General features: G+C 67.2%; 10 protein-coding genes. 7 read left to right on the top strand and 3 right to left on the bottom strand.

Annotated elements, in window-relative coordinates:
* Nucleotides 1-113: 113 nt before the first annotated feature.
* The 3 genes from ASF14_RS17875 to ASF14_RS17865 form a co-directional block, all read right to left on the bottom strand.
* Complete coding sequence (locus ASF14_RS17875) at nt 114-1142, bottom strand: glycosyltransferase family 4 protein (RefSeq protein WP_056438199.1); 1029 nt, start codon at nt 1140-1142, stop codon at nt 114-116.
* A gap of 19 nt (nt 1143-1161) precedes the next feature.
* On the bottom strand, nt 1162-2046 hold the full coding sequence (locus ASF14_RS17870) for a UDP-2,3-diacylglucosamine diphosphatase (RefSeq protein ID WP_156361293.1): 885 nt from the start codon (nt 2044-2046) through the stop codon (nt 1162-1164).
* 335 nt (nt 2047-2381) lie between these two features.
* Nucleotides 2382-5186, bottom strand: coding sequence for a TonB-dependent receptor (locus ASF14_RS17865; protein ID WP_056438196.1), 2805 nt, complete (start codon nt 5184-5186; stop codon nt 2382-2384).
* A 287-nt stretch (nt 5187-5473) separates the two neighbouring features.
* Between ASF14_RS17865 and ASF14_RS17860 the strand changes: the two genes are divergently transcribed.
* The 7 genes from ASF14_RS17860 to nagE all read left to right on the top strand — a co-directional run bounded on the left by ASF14_RS17860 (nt 5474) and on the right by nagE (nt 16349).
* Nucleotides 5474-6220 (top strand): copper homeostasis protein CutC, encoded by a 747-nt coding sequence (locus tag ASF14_RS17860; protein ID WP_082442320.1) that lies wholly within the window; start codon nt 5474-5476, stop codon nt 6218-6220.
* Between the two features lie 116 nt (nt 6221-6336).
* A complete protein-coding gene (locus ASF14_RS17855) occupies nt 6337-7074 on the top strand; it encodes a GntR family transcriptional regulator (RefSeq protein ID WP_056438491.1) in 738 nt (245 codons plus the stop codon).
* Nucleotides 7067-8107: an SIS domain-containing protein gene (locus ASF14_RS17850; RefSeq protein ID WP_056438194.1), complete on the top strand. Its 1041-nt coding sequence runs from the start codon at nt 7067-7069 to the stop codon at nt 8105-8107. The genes ASF14_RS17855 and ASF14_RS17850 overlap by 8 nt, the downstream gene beginning before the upstream one ends.
* Nucleotides 8104-9243, top strand: a complete 1140-nt coding sequence (gene nagA, locus ASF14_RS17845) for an N-acetylglucosamine-6-phosphate deacetylase (protein ID WP_056438191.1) — start codon at nt 8104-8106, stop codon at nt 9241-9243. The genes ASF14_RS17850 and nagA overlap by 4 nt, the downstream gene beginning before the upstream one ends.
* Complete coding sequence (galA, locus tag ASF14_RS17840; RefSeq protein ID WP_056438187.1) at nt 9240-12143, top strand: beta-galactosidase GalA; 2904 nt, start codon at nt 9240-9242, stop codon at nt 12141-12143. The genes nagA and galA overlap by 4 nt, the downstream gene beginning before the upstream one ends.
* 55 nt (nt 12144-12198) lie before the next feature.
* Complete coding sequence (ptsP, locus tag ASF14_RS17835) at nt 12199-14649, top strand: phosphoenolpyruvate--protein phosphotransferase (protein WP_056438184.1); 2451 nt, start codon at nt 12199-12201, stop codon at nt 14647-14649.
* Entirely contained in the window at nt 14646-16349 is a 1704-nt protein-coding gene (gene nagE / locus ASF14_RS17830; protein WP_201780615.1) for an N-acetylglucosamine-specific PTS transporter subunit IIBC, read from the top strand. Before ptsP ends, nagE begins: the two co-directional genes overlap by 4 nt.
* Nucleotides 16350-16394: the final 45 nt, after the last annotated feature.

The following is a 16394-nucleotide window of genomic DNA, read 5'->3' as shown; positions in this document are numbered from 1 at the left end:
TGCAAGGGGAGGTGGCGCGCGAAGCGCGTCGGAGGGGTGTCCCCCTCTCGATAGCGTGACACCCCTCCGTCAGGGCTGCGCCCTGCCACATCCCCTTCCAGGGGAGGAATAGTTCAGGCGGCCGCTTTCAACTCGCGGTCTATGGGGGCGAGGGCCCCCAGGAACTGCTCGGCACTGGCCCGCCAGGAAAAGCCCTGCCCATAAGCCGCGCAGGTCGCGTGATCGAGCGTCAGGGCTCCCGCGATGGCCCGGTCCAGCGCCTCATCCATCACCCCGGTCTCGGGGCTGAGAACGTCGAGCGGCCCCTGCACCGGCAGGGCGGCGACGGGCGTTCCGCAGGCCAGCGCCTCGATCATCACCAGCCCGAACGTATCGGTCCGGCTGGGGAAGACGAAGACGTCCGCCGTACGGTAGATGGCGGCCAGATCTTCGCCGAACTTGGCGCCGAGGAAGCGGACATCGGGATATTGCTCGGCCAGTGCCGCGCGGGCCGGGCCATCGCCGACCACGACCTTAGTGCCCGGCGTCCGTGTCTCAAGAAACGCCGCGATGTTCTTCTCGACGGCGACCCGGCCCGCATAGAGCTGCACTGGGCCGGGCAGCCCCGCGACCATTTCGTCACGCGGCCCGTCGGCCCGAAAGAGCGCGGTGTCGACGCCGCGTCCCCAATGCCGGTTCTGCGGCAGGCCATGCTCGGCCAGCGTCGCGGCCACACTGGGCGTCGAGGCCAGGATCGCGGTCGACGGCGCGTGGAACCAGCGGACATAGCGCCAGACGAATTCCGGGCTGACCGCCTTGACCCGTGCCGCCACATATTCGGGGAATTGCGTATGATAGGCGGTAGTGAAGGGCAGGCCGCGCGACAGGCACCAGCGCCGCGCGAGCAGCCCCAGCGGCCCTTCCGTCGCGATGTGCACGGCGTCGGGGTCAAACCCGCTCAACGCCCGCCCGACCGCACCGGGGGCGGGCAGCGCCAGACGGATTTCGGGGTAAGTGGGGCAGGGGATCGAGGCAAAGAGGTCGGGGGAAACCACGCGGACCTCATGGCCGATCGCGCGCAGCTCGCCCGTCACCGATTGCAGAGTGCGGACCACGCCGTTGACCTGAGGTGCCCAGGCGTCGGTGACGATCGCGATCCGCATCCGGCCTTGTCCTTCCCGATCAGGCGGCGATGGCGGCGACGGTCGGCTTGCTCCGTCGGGCCTCCATCTCGTCGCCCCAGTGCAGGATTTCCATCGTGCCGTCGAAATGCTCGACCAGCGCGGTGCAGCCCTCCACCCAGTCGCCGTCATTATAATAGGTGACGCCGTTGATGTCGCGGATTTCGGCGGTGTGGATATGGCCGCACACCACCCCGTCGACGCCGCGTGCGCCCGCCGCATGGGCAACGACTTCCTCGAAATGCGAGATGAAGGCGACGGCGTTCTTCACCTTGGCCTTGGCGTGCTTGGACAGCGACCAATAGGGACGCTTCATCCACCGCCGGACGATGTTCACCCAGCGGTTCACCTCCATCAGCGCGGTGTAGGCGAAGTCGCCGACATGGGCGAGCCAGCGATGCGCCAGCGTGATCGCGTCGAACTCGTCACCGTGCAGGACCAGCAGGCGGCGGCCGTCCGCCGTCTCGTGGATCGCCTTGCGACAGATGGCGATGCCGCCGAAATCCATGCCGGTGAACTGGCGGAAGATCTCGTCGTGATTGCCGGGGATATAGACGACGCGGGTACCGCGCTTGGCACGCTTGAGCAGGCGCCAGACCACGTCGTTGTGCGCGGCGGGCCAGTAGAATTTCTTCTTCAGCCGCCAGCCGTCGATCATGTCGCCGACCAGATACATGGTCTCGCTGTCGACATGATCCAGAAAGTCGATCAGCATCTCGGCATTGCAGCCGCGCGTGCCGAGATGCACGTCCGAGATCCAGATGGTGCGGTAACGGCGGCGCTCATGGCCTTCGGGCTCCGGCGTCACCGGCGCGCGGGGGATGAAGTCGAGGATGGCGGCGTCTTCGTGCAGCGAGCCATCGATCGGAATGCTGGTCATCGGCATCGTCGGAACCCCACGCTTGGCGTTCCGGATGTCATAGGCGTCATCTGTTACGCCCGCGTCGCAGATCGGTGACAGGCGCGCAGCAGTTTCGTGACTCGGGGAAGTCAGGACAAGAAAAACCCGCCGATCCTCAGGGACCGGCGGGCTGTTTTTTTCACGCCCCTCCCGCAAGCGAGTTTCAGGTCGGTCATGCCCCCGGCATGACCTAAACGATGCGGGGCATCGTTTACCTGAAACTGGGATGGGGGAGGGCAGGCCACGGGTGTTGGTCTCTGTGAGACTCCTTTCCCTCCCCTCGGTCCCCTCCCGCCTGCGGGAGGGGATGCAGGAGTGGCTTAGAACCGCACCGCGACCGAGGCGGCATAGGTCCGGCCGTTCTTGTAGAAGGCGGTCGGACGGTCGCGCGTCGCGTTATACTGGTAATAGGTCTCGTCGAGCAGGTTCTGAGCGTTGACGGACAGCGTGATCTCCTTGGTCAGGTTCACACCCGCCGAGAAATCGAGCTGGCTGTACGGCGCGACCATTTCGCGCGAGTTCAGACGGCCGATCGTGCGGAAATAGCTCGAGCGGTAGTTGTAGCTCAGGCGCGCCTGGAAGATCCCGCTTTCGAAATAGGGGATCACGTTGACCGTGTGGCGCGACAGATACGGCAGGTTCAGCGCCGCACCCGACGAGTCGACCGACGAGGTCGAGCTGTCTTGGTACGAATAGTTCGCCTGGATGCCGAAGCCGCCCCAGATTTCGGTCTGGCCCGACACCAGCGCACCGTTCACCTTCGCCGCGCCGCCATTGATCGGCTGGTTGACGTTGTACGTCGTCAGGCGATTTTGCAGCGAGTTGAAGAACACGGCGTTGGTACGCGTGTTGATGATGTAGTTCGAGATGTCGCGACGGAAGAGTTCGACCGCGATCAGCGAGCCGGCGCGCGGATACCATTCCGCCGTCAGTTCGTAGTTGGTCGACTCATACGGCTTCAGGTTCGGGTTGCCGCCGCCGCCATCGAGCGTGATGTCGTTGAGCGAGGTCGCCGCCGCCAGATCCTGATAGCGCGGACGCGAGATCACCCGCGCGACCGAGCCACGGACCAGGAATTCCGGCGTGATCGAATAGGCGATGTTCACGCTGGGCAGGAACTTCAGATAATCGGTCGTGGTGGTGGTCGGCACCGGCACCGGGGTGACCGTGTTGGCCAGCGTCACGGCATAGTTGGACTGGTCGCGGGTGTAGACCAGACGACCGCCGATGTTGCCGCGCAGGCCGCCTTCATCGAAATTGGCCTGGACATAGGACGCGATGACCGTCTCACGAACCTTGGTCGACGCGCCGACCTTGGTGACCAGTGGGCTGTTGATCGAATTGGCGAGGATGTCGATCACCGCCTGCTCGGGCAGGTTCAGATACTGGGTCGCATTGCCCATGCCGCCGCTGCCGTCGAAGACGCCGCCCGGCGTGACGAGCGTGGTGACGCCCAGCTGGTTGGCGGTCTGCGAGCTGGTCTTGTAGGTGTTGATGCCACGACCGTCGATGCGGTTGACGTGGTCGGTCACGCGGCTGCCGATCAGGATCTGCTTAAACGGACCGAACTCGACCGGGATGGTCGCGTCATAGCCGCCGAAGATGTCGCGGTCGGTGGTGACGCTATAGTCCAGGCCGCCGATCTGCGCGCCGTTCAGCTGCTGGCCGTTGACGACGACCGGGCGGCCCTCGATCTGGGCGGGATTGTTGTTCGGGTTGGTGAAGTAGTTCGCCGGGTTGGTCAGGTCGCCCGTGAAGTTCACCGTCGCCGAGGTCGGCGTGAAGGCATAGTTGAACGGCAGCTTGGTCTGCACGTTGAACAGATATTCGGGATTGCGCCCGCCGGTCGCCTTCGACCAGCCGCCCGCGAAGTTGATCTTCGTGCCGTCATCGCCTTCCCAATCGGCAAAGAAGTTCAGGTTGTCGGTCTTCAGCTTGGTCTTGCGGACCAGCGTATCGAGCTGCGCCGACTGGTTCGGCGCGGCCGCGAAGCTGGCCGAGTTGACGACGCCGTTGGCGACATTGGCGGTCTGCAGCACGCTGCCGGTCCACGCACCGGGGATGGTGTACATGGATTGGCTGTAATTGTTGTAGTTGCCGTCGATATGCAGCCCGTTCAGGGCCAGCGTCAGGTTGGGGGCAGGGCGATACTGCACGGTGCCCGACACGCTGGCGCGCTCGCGGCTCTGCTGGAAATAGGCATAATTGATGCCGAAGGGCAGATAGGCATTGGCCAGGTCTTGCCGGGTGCCGCCGGTCACGGTGGCGCTGGTGTTCTGCAGCAGCGGCTGTCCGCTGGCGTCGTTGATCAGCAGCGGACGGCCATCGGCGCCGCGCAGCGTTTCGTTCTTTGCATTCTTCTGTGTCTGGAAGAAACGTTCGTCGCCCCGCTCATAGCCGAAGAATTCGACACCCGCGCGGGTCAGCGCCTGCTTGTCATAGGTCGCGGCGACCAGGAAGCCGAAATTGTCGGCTTCGTTGTGCCAGCTGTACAGACCCGAACCGCGGACATTCCCCTTCTCGGAACGGTCGTTGTACGTATAGCCGCCCGAGGCGAAGATCGAATTGGGTGCCAGGTCCAGGGGACGGCGGGTGCGCACGATGACCGTGCCGCCCAGGCTGCCTTCTTCGATGCGCGGTTCCGGCGACTTGTAGACCTCGAGCCGGTCGACCAGTTCGGGGGCCAGCAGCGAATAGTTGAAGGTACGGCTGGACGGGTCGTTGTCGTTGCCGCCCCAGTCGGCCGAGGCCAGTGCATGGCCGTCGAGCAGCATGCGGTTCAGCGCCGGGTCGGTACCGAGAATGGCGACCTTTTCGCCCTCGCCGAAGCGGCGGTCGATGCTGACGCCCGGGATGTGCGACAGCGATTCCGCCACGTTGCGGTCGGGGAACTTGCCCACGTCCTCGGCGGTGATGACGTCGACGACGGCGTTGGCCTCGCGCTTGACGTTGATCGCGTTGCGCAGGCTGGAGCGGATGCCGGTGACCACAATATCACTGGAGTCGCTGCCCGATGCGGTCTGGGTCGGTGCATCGGCAGACGGCGTCGCGGTCTGCGCAAAAGCGGTGCCCTGGATGCCGGCGAGTGCGGTCGCCGTCAGGATCATGCCGCGGAAGCTCAACATGTTGAAATCCCCCAAAAAATACTCGCCGCTCCACCGCGCGCGCTCTTATTGTTGTCTGGGGATGGCTGGTGGCGTCCTCCCCGGCCAGCTTGTTATACGATATGCTGGAACTACCAACCTGTAACCAAACTGACATTGGTCCGTAAACGGAAAAAAATATGACGTTCTTGTCATGAGACCATTGGGCTGGCGCATTGTCCGGCGTACTGCTTAAATGACTCATCTGTGAAAAACCCGCGCGGCGGTGGTCCCGGTGCGCGGCGCAAATGGGCCGGGGGAAGTTCAAGATGGTCATGTCACCAGTCCGCGCTGGAGCGCCGCTACTGGAAATCTGCGTCGATGACGCGGACGGCGTGGCGGCGGTCGTGGCTGCGGGGGCGGACCGGATCGAGCTTTGCGGTGCGCTGGGTCTGGGCGGTCTGACGCCCTCGGCGGCGCTGGTGGCGCATGCGGTGGAGTCCGGTGTGCCGGTGCACGCGATGGTGCGGCCACGCGACGGCGACTTCCGTTATGACCGTGCCGATATGGGACTCGCCACGAAAGAAATCCGTCACATGGTGGCGATGGGCGTGGCGGGGGTCGTGGTCGGGGCGATGGTGGACGACCAGCGGCTCGACCTGGACGTGCTGGCGCGCTGGCGCGAGGCGGCGGCGGGGGTGGCTATCGTGCTGCACCGGGCGATCGATCTGGTGGCGGACCCCGTCGAGGCGGTCGGACAGGCGGCGGAGCTGGGCTATGACCATATCCTGACTTCGGGCGGGGCGGCGACGGCCGAGCAGGGCGCCGACGTCATCGCGAAGATGGTCGAAGTGGCGAATGGGCGCCTGTCGATCATCGCGGGATCGGGTGTCTCGGCGGACAATGTCGGGGTGCTGATCGCCCGGACCGGGGTCGATGCGGTTCACGCCTCGGCCAGCGTGCGTGAGGATTGGGGGGATTCGCGGGTGCTCGGCATGGGGTTTGCGGTCGGGCCCAGGCGCCGGACAAGCGCCGATCGCATCGCCGCGATCCGACAAAAGATAGGGGAAGGATAAAAGCCAATGTATGCCAAATATAATACCTATTGCTCGCTTGGTTCGGCTGCGATAAGCCTGTTGGCGAAGCGGGGCGTGGCATGAGCGACGCCCGGGCAAAGGGGGATGGCGCGGCCATGACATTCTCGGCGCAGGTCGGCTCCTTCCGAAAGGGGAACCCCGCGCCGTTATACCTCCAGCTCCAGCAGTTGCTGCGCGATGCGATCACCAACAATGTCCTGGCCGAGGATGATGCGATCCCCGCCGAGCGCGATCTGGCGATCGAATATGACGTGTCGCGGATCACGGTGCGCAAGGCGATCGGCGGACTGGTCGAGGAAGGGCTGCTGACGCGGAGGCGCGGCGCGGGGACCTTCGTCGCGGGGCGCGTGGAGAAGAGCTTCTCCAAGCTGTCCTCCTTCTCCGAAGACATGATCGCGCGCGGCCGCACGCCGAGCAGCCAGTGGGTCAGCCGCGCGCCGGGCACGGTGACGCCGGAAGAGGCGCTGTCGCTGGGCCTGTCGCCGGGGGCGCCGGTCTATCGTTTCCAGCGTGTGCGCTTCGCCGACGAGGTGCCGATGGCGATCGAGGTATCGACCATTGCGGGCTTTGCGTTGCCCTCGATCGAGGCGGTCGACCGCTCGCTCTATGCGGCGCTGGAGCGGACCGGCAACCGGCCGGTGCGCGCGTTGCAGCGGCTGCGTGCGGTGCCGTTCGGGCCCGATCATGCCAAGATGCTGGATGTCGATCCGGGCCATGCGGGCCTGTTGATCGAACGGCGCGGATTTCTACGCGATGGACGGGCGGTGGAATATACCCAGTCCTTCTATCGCGGCGATGCCTATGATTTCGTCGCGGAGTTAACCGATGTCTGATGTGATGACCGCCGGTAGTGCGGGGACCAGCACCCTGATGGGAGCGGAAGCGGGGGAGGCGCCGGAAGCGATCGCCCGGCTGCTGGCGCGCAATGCGCCCACCGTCCGGGCGCTGGCCGAGCGGCTGCGTGCCGCCCCGCCGCCGGTGATCATCACCATCGCCCGTGGGTCGTCGGACCACGCCGCGACCTATGGCAAATATATCCTGGAGACCAAGACCGGCGTGCCGGTTTCGTCGGCTGCGCCTTCGGTCGCATCGATCTTCGAGACGACGATGAAGGTGCAGGGTGCGCTGGTCATCGCCATCTCGCAGTCGGGGCGTAGCCCGGACCTGCTGGCGACGGTCGAGGCATATCGTGCGGGCGGCGCGCATATCGTCGCGCTCGTGAACGATGAGGAGTCGCCGTTGGCGACCGGCGCGGACACCTTCCTGCCGCTGTCGGCCGGTCCCGAAAAGGCCGTCGCCGCCACCAAGTCCTGCCTGACCGCGCTGGCGGGTCTGGCGCAGCTCGCCGCCGCCTGGGCTGGCGACGAGACGCTGGAGGCCGCCTTGGGCGATCTGCCCGGTCAGGTCGAACAGGCGCTGGGCCTCGACTGGTCCTCGGCGGTCGAGGGATTGCGCGAGGTCAGCCAGATGTTCGTGCTGGGTCGCGGTTACGGTTACGGCGTCGCGCAGGAAGCCGCGCTGAAGCTCAAGGAAACCTGCTCGATCCAGGCCGAGCCGTTCAGCGCCGCCGAAGTGCGCCACGGCCCGATGCGTATCGTCGAGCCTGGCTATTCGGTGCTGGGCTTTGCCACCTCCGACGTGGCGGGCGAGGATGTGAAGGCGGTCGCCGACCAGTTCGAGGGCCGCGACGCCAAGCCGTTCGTCGCGGGGCAGGGTGGTGCGCTGCCGATGGTCGCAGGCCATCCCGCGCTGGAGCCGATTGCGATGCTCGCCAGCTTCTACCGCATGGTCGAGGCGCTGGCGCTCGCCCGTGGCATGGACCCCGACTCGCCGCCGCATCTGCAGAAAGTGACCCGCACGCTATGACCCGTTTCCGTTTCGTCAACGGCCATGTCGCGACCCAGGGCGGCGTCCTGCCGGGTGCGGAGATCGTTTTGGACGGCGACCGCATCGCCTCGATCGGCGCCGTGGACGGCTCCACTGACACGATCGACCTGAACGGCGGCTGGGTCGTGCCCGGCTATATCGACACGCAGGTGAATGGCGGCGGCGGCGTGCTGTTCAACGACCGTCTCGACGTGGACGGCATCGCGACCATGGCGGCGGCGCATGCCGTTTATGGCACCACCGCGATGCTGCCGACCCTGGTCAGCGAGACGCCGGACAAGATCGCCCGCGCGCTCGACGCGATCGACGAGGCGATCGAGGCGAAGGTGCCCGGCATCGTCGGCATCCATGTCGAGGGCCCGGTGCTGAACCCGGCGCGCAAGGGCATCCACGATCCGACGCGCTTCCGCGATCTGGACGAAGAGATGATCGCCGTCCTGACCCGCCCCCGCAAGGGCAAGGTCATGCTGACCATCGCGCCCGAGCGGGTGCCGGTCGCCACCATCCGTCGTCTGGCGGAAGCGGGCGTACTGGTGAGCGCGGGCCATAGCGAGGCGAGCTATGAGCAGGCGGTCGAGGCGTTCGGTGCGGGCGTCGTCGGCGTCACGCATCTGTACAACGCGATGCCTGCTATGCAGCAGCGTGTGCCGGGTCTGGCGGGCGCGACGCTCGACGATCCGCGGCCTTATGCGGGGCTGATCATCGACGGCTTCCACGTCTCGGCGCCGATGCTCCGGCTGGCGATGAAGGCGCGGCCGTTCGACAAGCTGATGCTCGTCACGGACGCTATGTCGTCGGTCGGCGCGGTGGTGAAGGACTTCGTGCTCCACGGCCGTCATATCGACGTGTCGGGCGGCAAGTGCACCTATACCGACGGCACGCTGGCGGGCTCGGACCTCGATATGGGGTCGGCGGTCGCCAATGCGGTCGAGCAGCTGCGCATCACCGTTGATCAGGCGGCGGCGATGGCCGCGACGCATCCGGCGGCGTTCCTCGGTCTGTCGCATGAGCGCGGGGCACTGGCCCAGGACCTGCGCGCCGACTGGGTGGTGCTCGACGCCGCGCTCAAGCCGGTCGAGACGCGTATCGCCTCGGCGGAGCCGGTCGCGGCATGACGGTCGCGCGCCGCGACCTTCTGCTGGGCAGCGCGGTGGTGGGGCTGGCGGGCGGCATGGCGCCCATCCCGGCCTTCGCCGCCAGTCGCCGCCCGGCGGACGGCGCGGGCGCGCTGCCCATGCCCGAGCCCGTGGACCAGCTTCCGCCCGCGCTGCCGGTGCAGGATGCGGCCCGAGTCCTGATGGATCGTGGCTGGCTGTTCCATGAAGGCGATGTCGAGCCTGCGCCGCTCGACACGCACAACGCGACCTATCTGTCGGTCAAGGCGGGCAATGCGCGCGGCGCGGCGGCGGTCGATTATGATGACAGCGACTGGCAGTCGGTCGACCTGCCGCATGACTGGGCCTCGTTCCAGCCCTTCGTGAAGACCGCCAATGTCGCGCAAGGCTATCGCCCGCGCGGCATCGGCTGGTATCGACGCAGCTTCCGCCTCGACCCGGCTTTGCGCGGACGGCGGATCGAGCTGGAATTTGGTGGCATCGCGACGAACGCCACGATCTGGGTCAATGGCAGTGTCGTTTCGCACAATTTCTCGGGCTATAACGCGGTCCGCATCGACCTGACCCCGTTCGCGCGGTTCGGGGACGAGGCCAATGTCGTTGCCGTCCGCGTCGATGCGGAGGCGATGGAGGGCTGGTGGTATGAGGGCGCCGGACTCTATCGCCATGTCTGGCTGGGCCACTATGCGCCGGTCTCGATCGCGACCGACGGCGTTCATGGCGATCCGCGCAAGGGCGAGTCCGGCTGGCATGTCCCCGTCACGGCGACACTGACCAGCATCATCGACACCGACAGCCCGGTCATGGTCGAGGCACGCCTGCTCGATCCGCAGGGCAGGGTGGTCGCGCAAGGACAGGCACAGGCAACGGTGCCCGCGCTGGACGAGGGCAAGGCCGCGTTCGACCTGCCGGTCGCCGACCCCATGCTCTGGTCGGTCGAGCGGCCGACCCTCTACACGCTCGACGTACGGCTTGTGCGCGATGGACAGGTGGCGGACGAGCGGCGGGTGCCGATCGGATTCCGTACGCTGCGCTTCGACGCGGCCAACGGCTTTTTCCTCAATGACCGCCCCGTTAAGCTGAAGGGCGTCTGCCTGCATCAGGATCATGCGGGCGTCGGTACCGCCATCCCCGACGCGCTGCTCGGCTGGCGGCTGGAGCGGCTGAAGGCGATGGGCTGCAACGCCATCCGGTCCAGCCACAATGCGCCGACGCCGGAACTGCTCGACTGGTGCGACCGGCTGGGCTTCCTCGTGATGAACGAGAACCGGCAGTTCAATCCCGCGCCCGAATATCGCGCGCAGCTGGAATGGTTGGTCCGGCGCGACCGCAACCACCCCAGCGTCATCATGTGGTCGGTCTTTAACGAGGAACCGATGCAGGGCACGCCTGCGGGCGTCGAGATGGTCAAGCGCATGGCGCACTGGGTCCGCGCGCTGGACGACAGCCGCCCCGTGACGGCGGCGATGAACGGCGCGTTCTTCAATCCGGTCAACGTCGCGCAGGTCGTCGATGTGACCGGGTTCAATTATTATCAGGGCGATTACGACCGCTATCACCAGCTGAACCCGGCCAAGCCGATGACCAGCTCGGAGGATACCAGCGCCTTCATGACGCGCGGCGCGTTCGAGAGTGATCCGGCCCGCCACATCGCGTCGAGCTATGACGTCGAGGCGGCGAGCTGGGGCGACACGCATCGGGGCGCGTGGAAGAAGCTCGCCGAGCGCGCCTTCGTGGCGGGTGGCTTCGTCTGGACCGGCTTCGACTATCATGGCGAGCCGACGCCCTATGAATGGCCGAGCATTGCCAGTTTCTTCGGCACCATGGATCTGTGCGGCTTTCCCAAGACCGCCTTCGACATCCACCGCGCCGCCTGGGTCGACGACCAGCCGGTGGTCGCGATCGCACCGCACTGGAGCTGGCCGGGGCGCGAGGGCAAGCCGACCAAGGTCATGGTCCTGTCCAATGCCGAGCGCATCGTCCTTCGCCTGAACGGGAAGACGGTCGGGGAGGCGGCGGTCGACCGGCTGATGGGCAATGAGTGGACTATCCCTTATGCGCCGGGTCGGATCGAGGCGATCGCCTATCGCGGCGGCCATGAAGTTGCGCGCGCCGCGCATGAGACGGTTGGTGTGCCGGTCGCCCTTCGGCTGACCCCGGCGCGCACCGTGATGGCGGGCGATACCGAGGACGCGCAGGCGATCACCATTGATGCCGTGGATGCCAAGGGCCGCCACGTCCCGACCGCCAATCTGATGACCCGCTTCACCATCGAAGGCGGTGCGATCATCGGGGTCGGCAACGGCGATCCCAACAGCCATGAGCCTGAAAAGGGCAATCAGCGCTCGCTGTTCAACGGCCTCGCCCAGATGATCGTACGGCCCGATACCGGGCGCGGGCGGATCACTATTCGCGCGACGGCGGACGGGCTGAAGCCTGCCACGCTAAAGCTCGACCGGCTGGGCGTGACGCCGCGTGCGCAGATCGCGGTGATGAACGGCGATATGGACGTGCGCGAATGGCGGCGCTCGCCGCTGCTGCCGACCAGGCCGTCGCCCGACCTCGCACCCGCCGCCAGCGACAATAATGGCTGGGCCTTTGTCCAGGCGGGTACGCCGACCCCGGCGGAGGGGGCGGGCTGGCGCGTCTATCGCGCGGTCGTCACGCCCCGGCGGGCGGTTGCGGCGCGCGGCGGCGAACTGCGGCTGGCCTCCGTCGGCGGCATGGCGAGCCTGTGGGTCGATGGGCAGCTGGTCGCGGAGAAGCGCGATCCCAAGCCCGGCCCCATGACGGCGACCCTGCCGTCCGGTGCAGGCAAGCGGACCGTCGCGCTGATCGTCGCGGGGATGGGCAATATCGATGGCGGCCTGCTGGGCCGGGTGACGATCCGCCCGCGCTGACGGCGTGCGGGGACGCTCACGGGGAAGGAAAGCAGTTTGGCGAAAGTGACGTGCGATGAGTGACCTGACCGTTTTTGCGCCGCTGGCAGGCTGGGTGACGCCGCTCGCCGAAGTGCCGGACCCGGTCTTTGCCGAGAAGATGCTGGGCGACGGTGTCGCGATCGATCCGGTCAACGACGCGCTGTGCGCGCCCTGCGACGCGACCGTGCTGACGGTGCATGAGGCGGGCCATGCGGTCACGCTGCGCAGCACCGACGGCTATGAGCTGATCTGCCATATCGGTATCGACACCGTGTCGCTGGGCGGCAAGGGGCTGACGCCGCAGGTACAGGCGGGCGCGAAGGTGCTGGCGGGCCAGCCGCTGATCCGCTTCGACCTCGACTATCTGGTCCAGAATGCCCCCGCTGTCGTCACGCCGATCATCGTGGCCGATGCCACCCGCTATGCCGTCGAGCCCATCGCCAAGGGGCTGGTGGCGGTCGGTGATCCGCTGCTGCGCGTCGTGCCGCTGGGCGTCGAGACGGTCGATGCCGACATGGGCGGCGACATGCTGGTCGAGGAAACGGTCGTCGCGCTGTCGCATGGACTGCACGCCCGTCCCGCCGCGCGACTGGTCGAGGCGGTCCGCAAGCACGACGCGCGCGTCACCCTGTATCACGGCGACCGCCATGCCTCGGCACTGAGCGCCGTCGGTCTGCTGGGGCTGGGTCTGGGCCATGGCACGACCGTGCGGATCGAGGCGAGCGGGGCACAGGCCGCCGCTGCCCTGGCCGAGGTGATCGCTTTCCTGAACGACGCCACGCCCGAGGAAACGCCAGTCGATGTGCCCGAGCCGGTACGCGGCGAGGGGCCGGGGCTGGGCGGTGTGCCCGCCGCGCCGGGCCTTGCGGTCGGGCCGATCCACCGGCTGACCCGTGCCGCCATTCCGGTTGAGACGCGGGCGGGTACCGAGGAGGAAGAGCGCACCCGCCTGAACGAGTCGCTCGACACGGTGCGCGAAGGCCTGGCCCGGGCGGCCGCCGCCGGTGGCGCACGCGGCGGGGTGATGGCCGCGCATGGCGCGATGCTGGCCGATCCGACACTGACCGACGCCGCTTTGGCCATGATCGGCCGGGGGATGAGCGCGGGCGTGGCGTGGCAGGAAGCGATCTCCGAGCAGGTCGCGGTCCTGTTATCGAGTGGCGACCGCCGTATTGCCGAGCGCGCCGACGATCTGCGCGATCTGGAACGCCATGTGCTCGCAGCCCTGGCGGGCCTGCCCATCGAAGGGCCGAGCGTCCCGCAAGGCGCGATCCTGGTCGCCGAGGATTTGCTGCCCAGCCAGGTCGCAGCGCTCGACGCCGCCGTCGTGGCGGGCATCGCGCTGGTCAAGGGCGGGCCGACCTCGCATGCGGCGATCCTGGCGGCGGGCATGGGCCTGCCCATGGCGGTCGCCTTTGGTGAGCCGCTGGCCGCGCTGGAGGATGGCCGGGTCATCGTGCTCGACGCCGATCGCGGCCTGATCGACCCCGAGCCCGATGCGGAGGCACAGGGTCAGGTGCGCGACACCATCACCCGCCGCAAGGCCGAGATGGAAGCCGCGCGCGCCGCGCAGGGGCCCTGCCGCATGGCGGACGGCACCCGGATCGAGATGTTCGCCAATCTGGGCTCGGTCGCCGATGCCCAGGCGGCGGTGGCCGAGGGCGCGGAGGGCTGCGGCCTGTTGCGCACCGAATTCCTGTTCCTGGAACGCGCCACCGCGCCGACTCGCGACGAACAGGCCCGCGATTATCAGGCGATCGCCGATGCACTGGGCGACCGGCCGATGATCGTCCGGCTGCTCGATGTCGGCGGCGACAAGCCCGCGCCCTATATGGACCTGCCCGTCGAGGAGAATCCGGCGCTGGGCCTGCGCGGCATCCGCGTGTCGCTCGCCGATCCGCAGCTGCTGGAGGATCAGGTGGCTGCGATCCTGGCGGTGCGCCAGCCGTGTCGGATCATGGCCCCGATGATCGCCAGCCTGTCCGAACTGGAGGCGGTTCGCGCCGTCGTCGAGCGCCACGGTCGCAAAGCCGAGGTCGGCGTCATGATCGAGACGCCCGCCGCCGCGATTTCCGCCGATATTCTCGCGCGTAAGGCGGACTTCTTCTCGATCGGTACGAACGATCTGACCCAATATACGCTGGCCATGGATCGCGGCAATGCGGCCGTGGCGGCGGGGGTCGACGGGCTTCATCCGGCGGTGCTGCGTCTGATCGGCACGACCTGCGACGGCGCGGCGCGGCACGACACGCCGGTCGGCGTCTGCGGTTCGCTGGCCGCCGATCGCTTGGCGGTGCCGATCCTGCTGGGCCTGGGCGTCACCGAATTGTCGGTGCCCCCGGCGCGGGTGGCGGCGATCAAGGCACTGGTCGGCAAGCTCGACATGGTGAAATGCCGCGCCGCCGCGATTGCCGCGCTGGCGCTCCCCTCGGCGGCGGCGGTCCGCGCGCACATCACGACTATGCTTCAGGAGATCGGCGCATGAGCTCGCCCATGGCCACCATCCAATCGCTCGGGCGGGCGCTCATGCTGCCCATCGCGGTGCTGCCGGTCGCGGGCCTGTTGCTGCGCTTGGGTCAGCCTGACATGCTGAACATCGCCTTCATGGCGAATGCGGGCAATGCGATCTTCGACAATCTGGGCCTGTTGTTCGCGGTCGGTGTCGCCACCGCCTTTGCCCGTGACGGCAATGGCGCGGCGGCACTGGCGGGCATCACCTGCTACCTCGTCACCATCAAGGGTGCCGAAACCCTGATCGTGCCGCCCGCCGGGACGGGAGCCGGACTGGCCAAGGATATCGCCGCGACCGTCGAGGCGGCGTGGCGGACCAAGTCGGTCCATCGGTTCGACGTGCCGGTCGGCATCGTCGCCGGTTTGATCGGCGGCAATTTCTACAACCGCTTCGCCACCATCAAGATGCCGGAATATCTGGCCTTTTTCGGTGGCCGTCGCTTCGTGCCGATCATTTCGGGCATTGCGGGCCTGGGTCTCGCCGCCCTGCTGGGCGTGGCGTTCGGGCCGGTCAATGCGGGCATCGACGCCATGAGCCAAGGCATCGTCCAGGCGGGCGGGCTGGGGCTGTTCGCCTTTGGCGTGCTCAATCGCCTGCTGGTCGTCACCGGCCTGCATCACATCCTGAACACCGTCGCCTATTTCGTGGTCGGCGATTATCAGGGCAAGACCGGCGACCTGACCCGCTTCTTCGCGGGCGATCCGACCGCGGGCGCATTCATGAGCGGCTTCTTCCCTGTCATGATGTTCGGCCTGCCGGCCGCGTGTCTGGCCATGTATCATGAAGCGCTGCCGGAGCGGAAAAAGGCGGTCGGGGGCATGCTGTTCAGCCTGGCGCTGATGTCGTTCCTGACCGGCGTGACCGAGCCGATCGAGTTCAGCTTCATGTTCCTGGCGCCGGTCCTCTATGCCTTCCACGCGGTCCTGACCGGTCTGTCGGAAGCGTTGATGAACGCGCTGGGCGTACGGCTGGGCTATACCTTCTCGGCCGGTCTGTTCGATTACGTCATCAATTTCGGCAAGGCGACCAAGCCGCTGATGCTGTTGCCGATCGGCGCGGCCTATGCGCTGATCTATTATGCGGTGTTCCGCTTCGCGATCCGCCGCTGGAACCTGCAGACGCCGGGCCGTGAGGTCGAGGCGGCGGCCGAGGGCGAGGCGACCGAGATCGCTGGCGGGCGCGGGGCATCCTTCGTCGCAGCGATGGGCGGCAGCACGAACCTCAGCGAGATCGCGGCCTGCACCACCCGCCTGCGCCTGATCGTGGTCGATCCCGCCCAGGTCGACGAGCCTGTGCTCAAGCGGCTCGGTGCACGCGGTATCCTGCGTCCCTCGGCCAGCGGCGTTCAGGTCGTGCTGGGTCCGATTGCCGACGCCGTGGCGATGGAAATGCGCGCCGCCGTCGAGTCCGGGCCGATCGCCGCCACCGCCCGCGCGGCGGCTCCGGTCACGGCCGCACCGGTCCACGAGGTCGCCGCCAAGGCGCAGACCAGTCTGCCGGATACGCTCGTGCGGGCCATGGGCGGCGCGGACAATATCGTCTCGGCCAGCCACCATGCCGGACGTTGGCGCGTCGTCCTTGTCGATCCCGCCCGTCAGGCCGGAACCGCACCGGGCCAGGCCAGGACGATCGCGACGGTGGCGCCCGACATCGTCCACATTCTGATTGATTAAATTACTGTCATCCTGACGTTAATCATATTGCCGCCTCAAGCGCAG

This window comes from Sphingomonas sp. Leaf257 (assembly GCF_001422185.1).
Lineage (GTDB): Bacteria > Pseudomonadota > Alphaproteobacteria > Sphingomonadales > Sphingomonadaceae > Sphingomonas > Sphingomonas yabuuchiae.
Note: the sequence above shows the minus strand (reverse complement) of the source record. Positions and strands in the feature narration are given on the sequence as shown.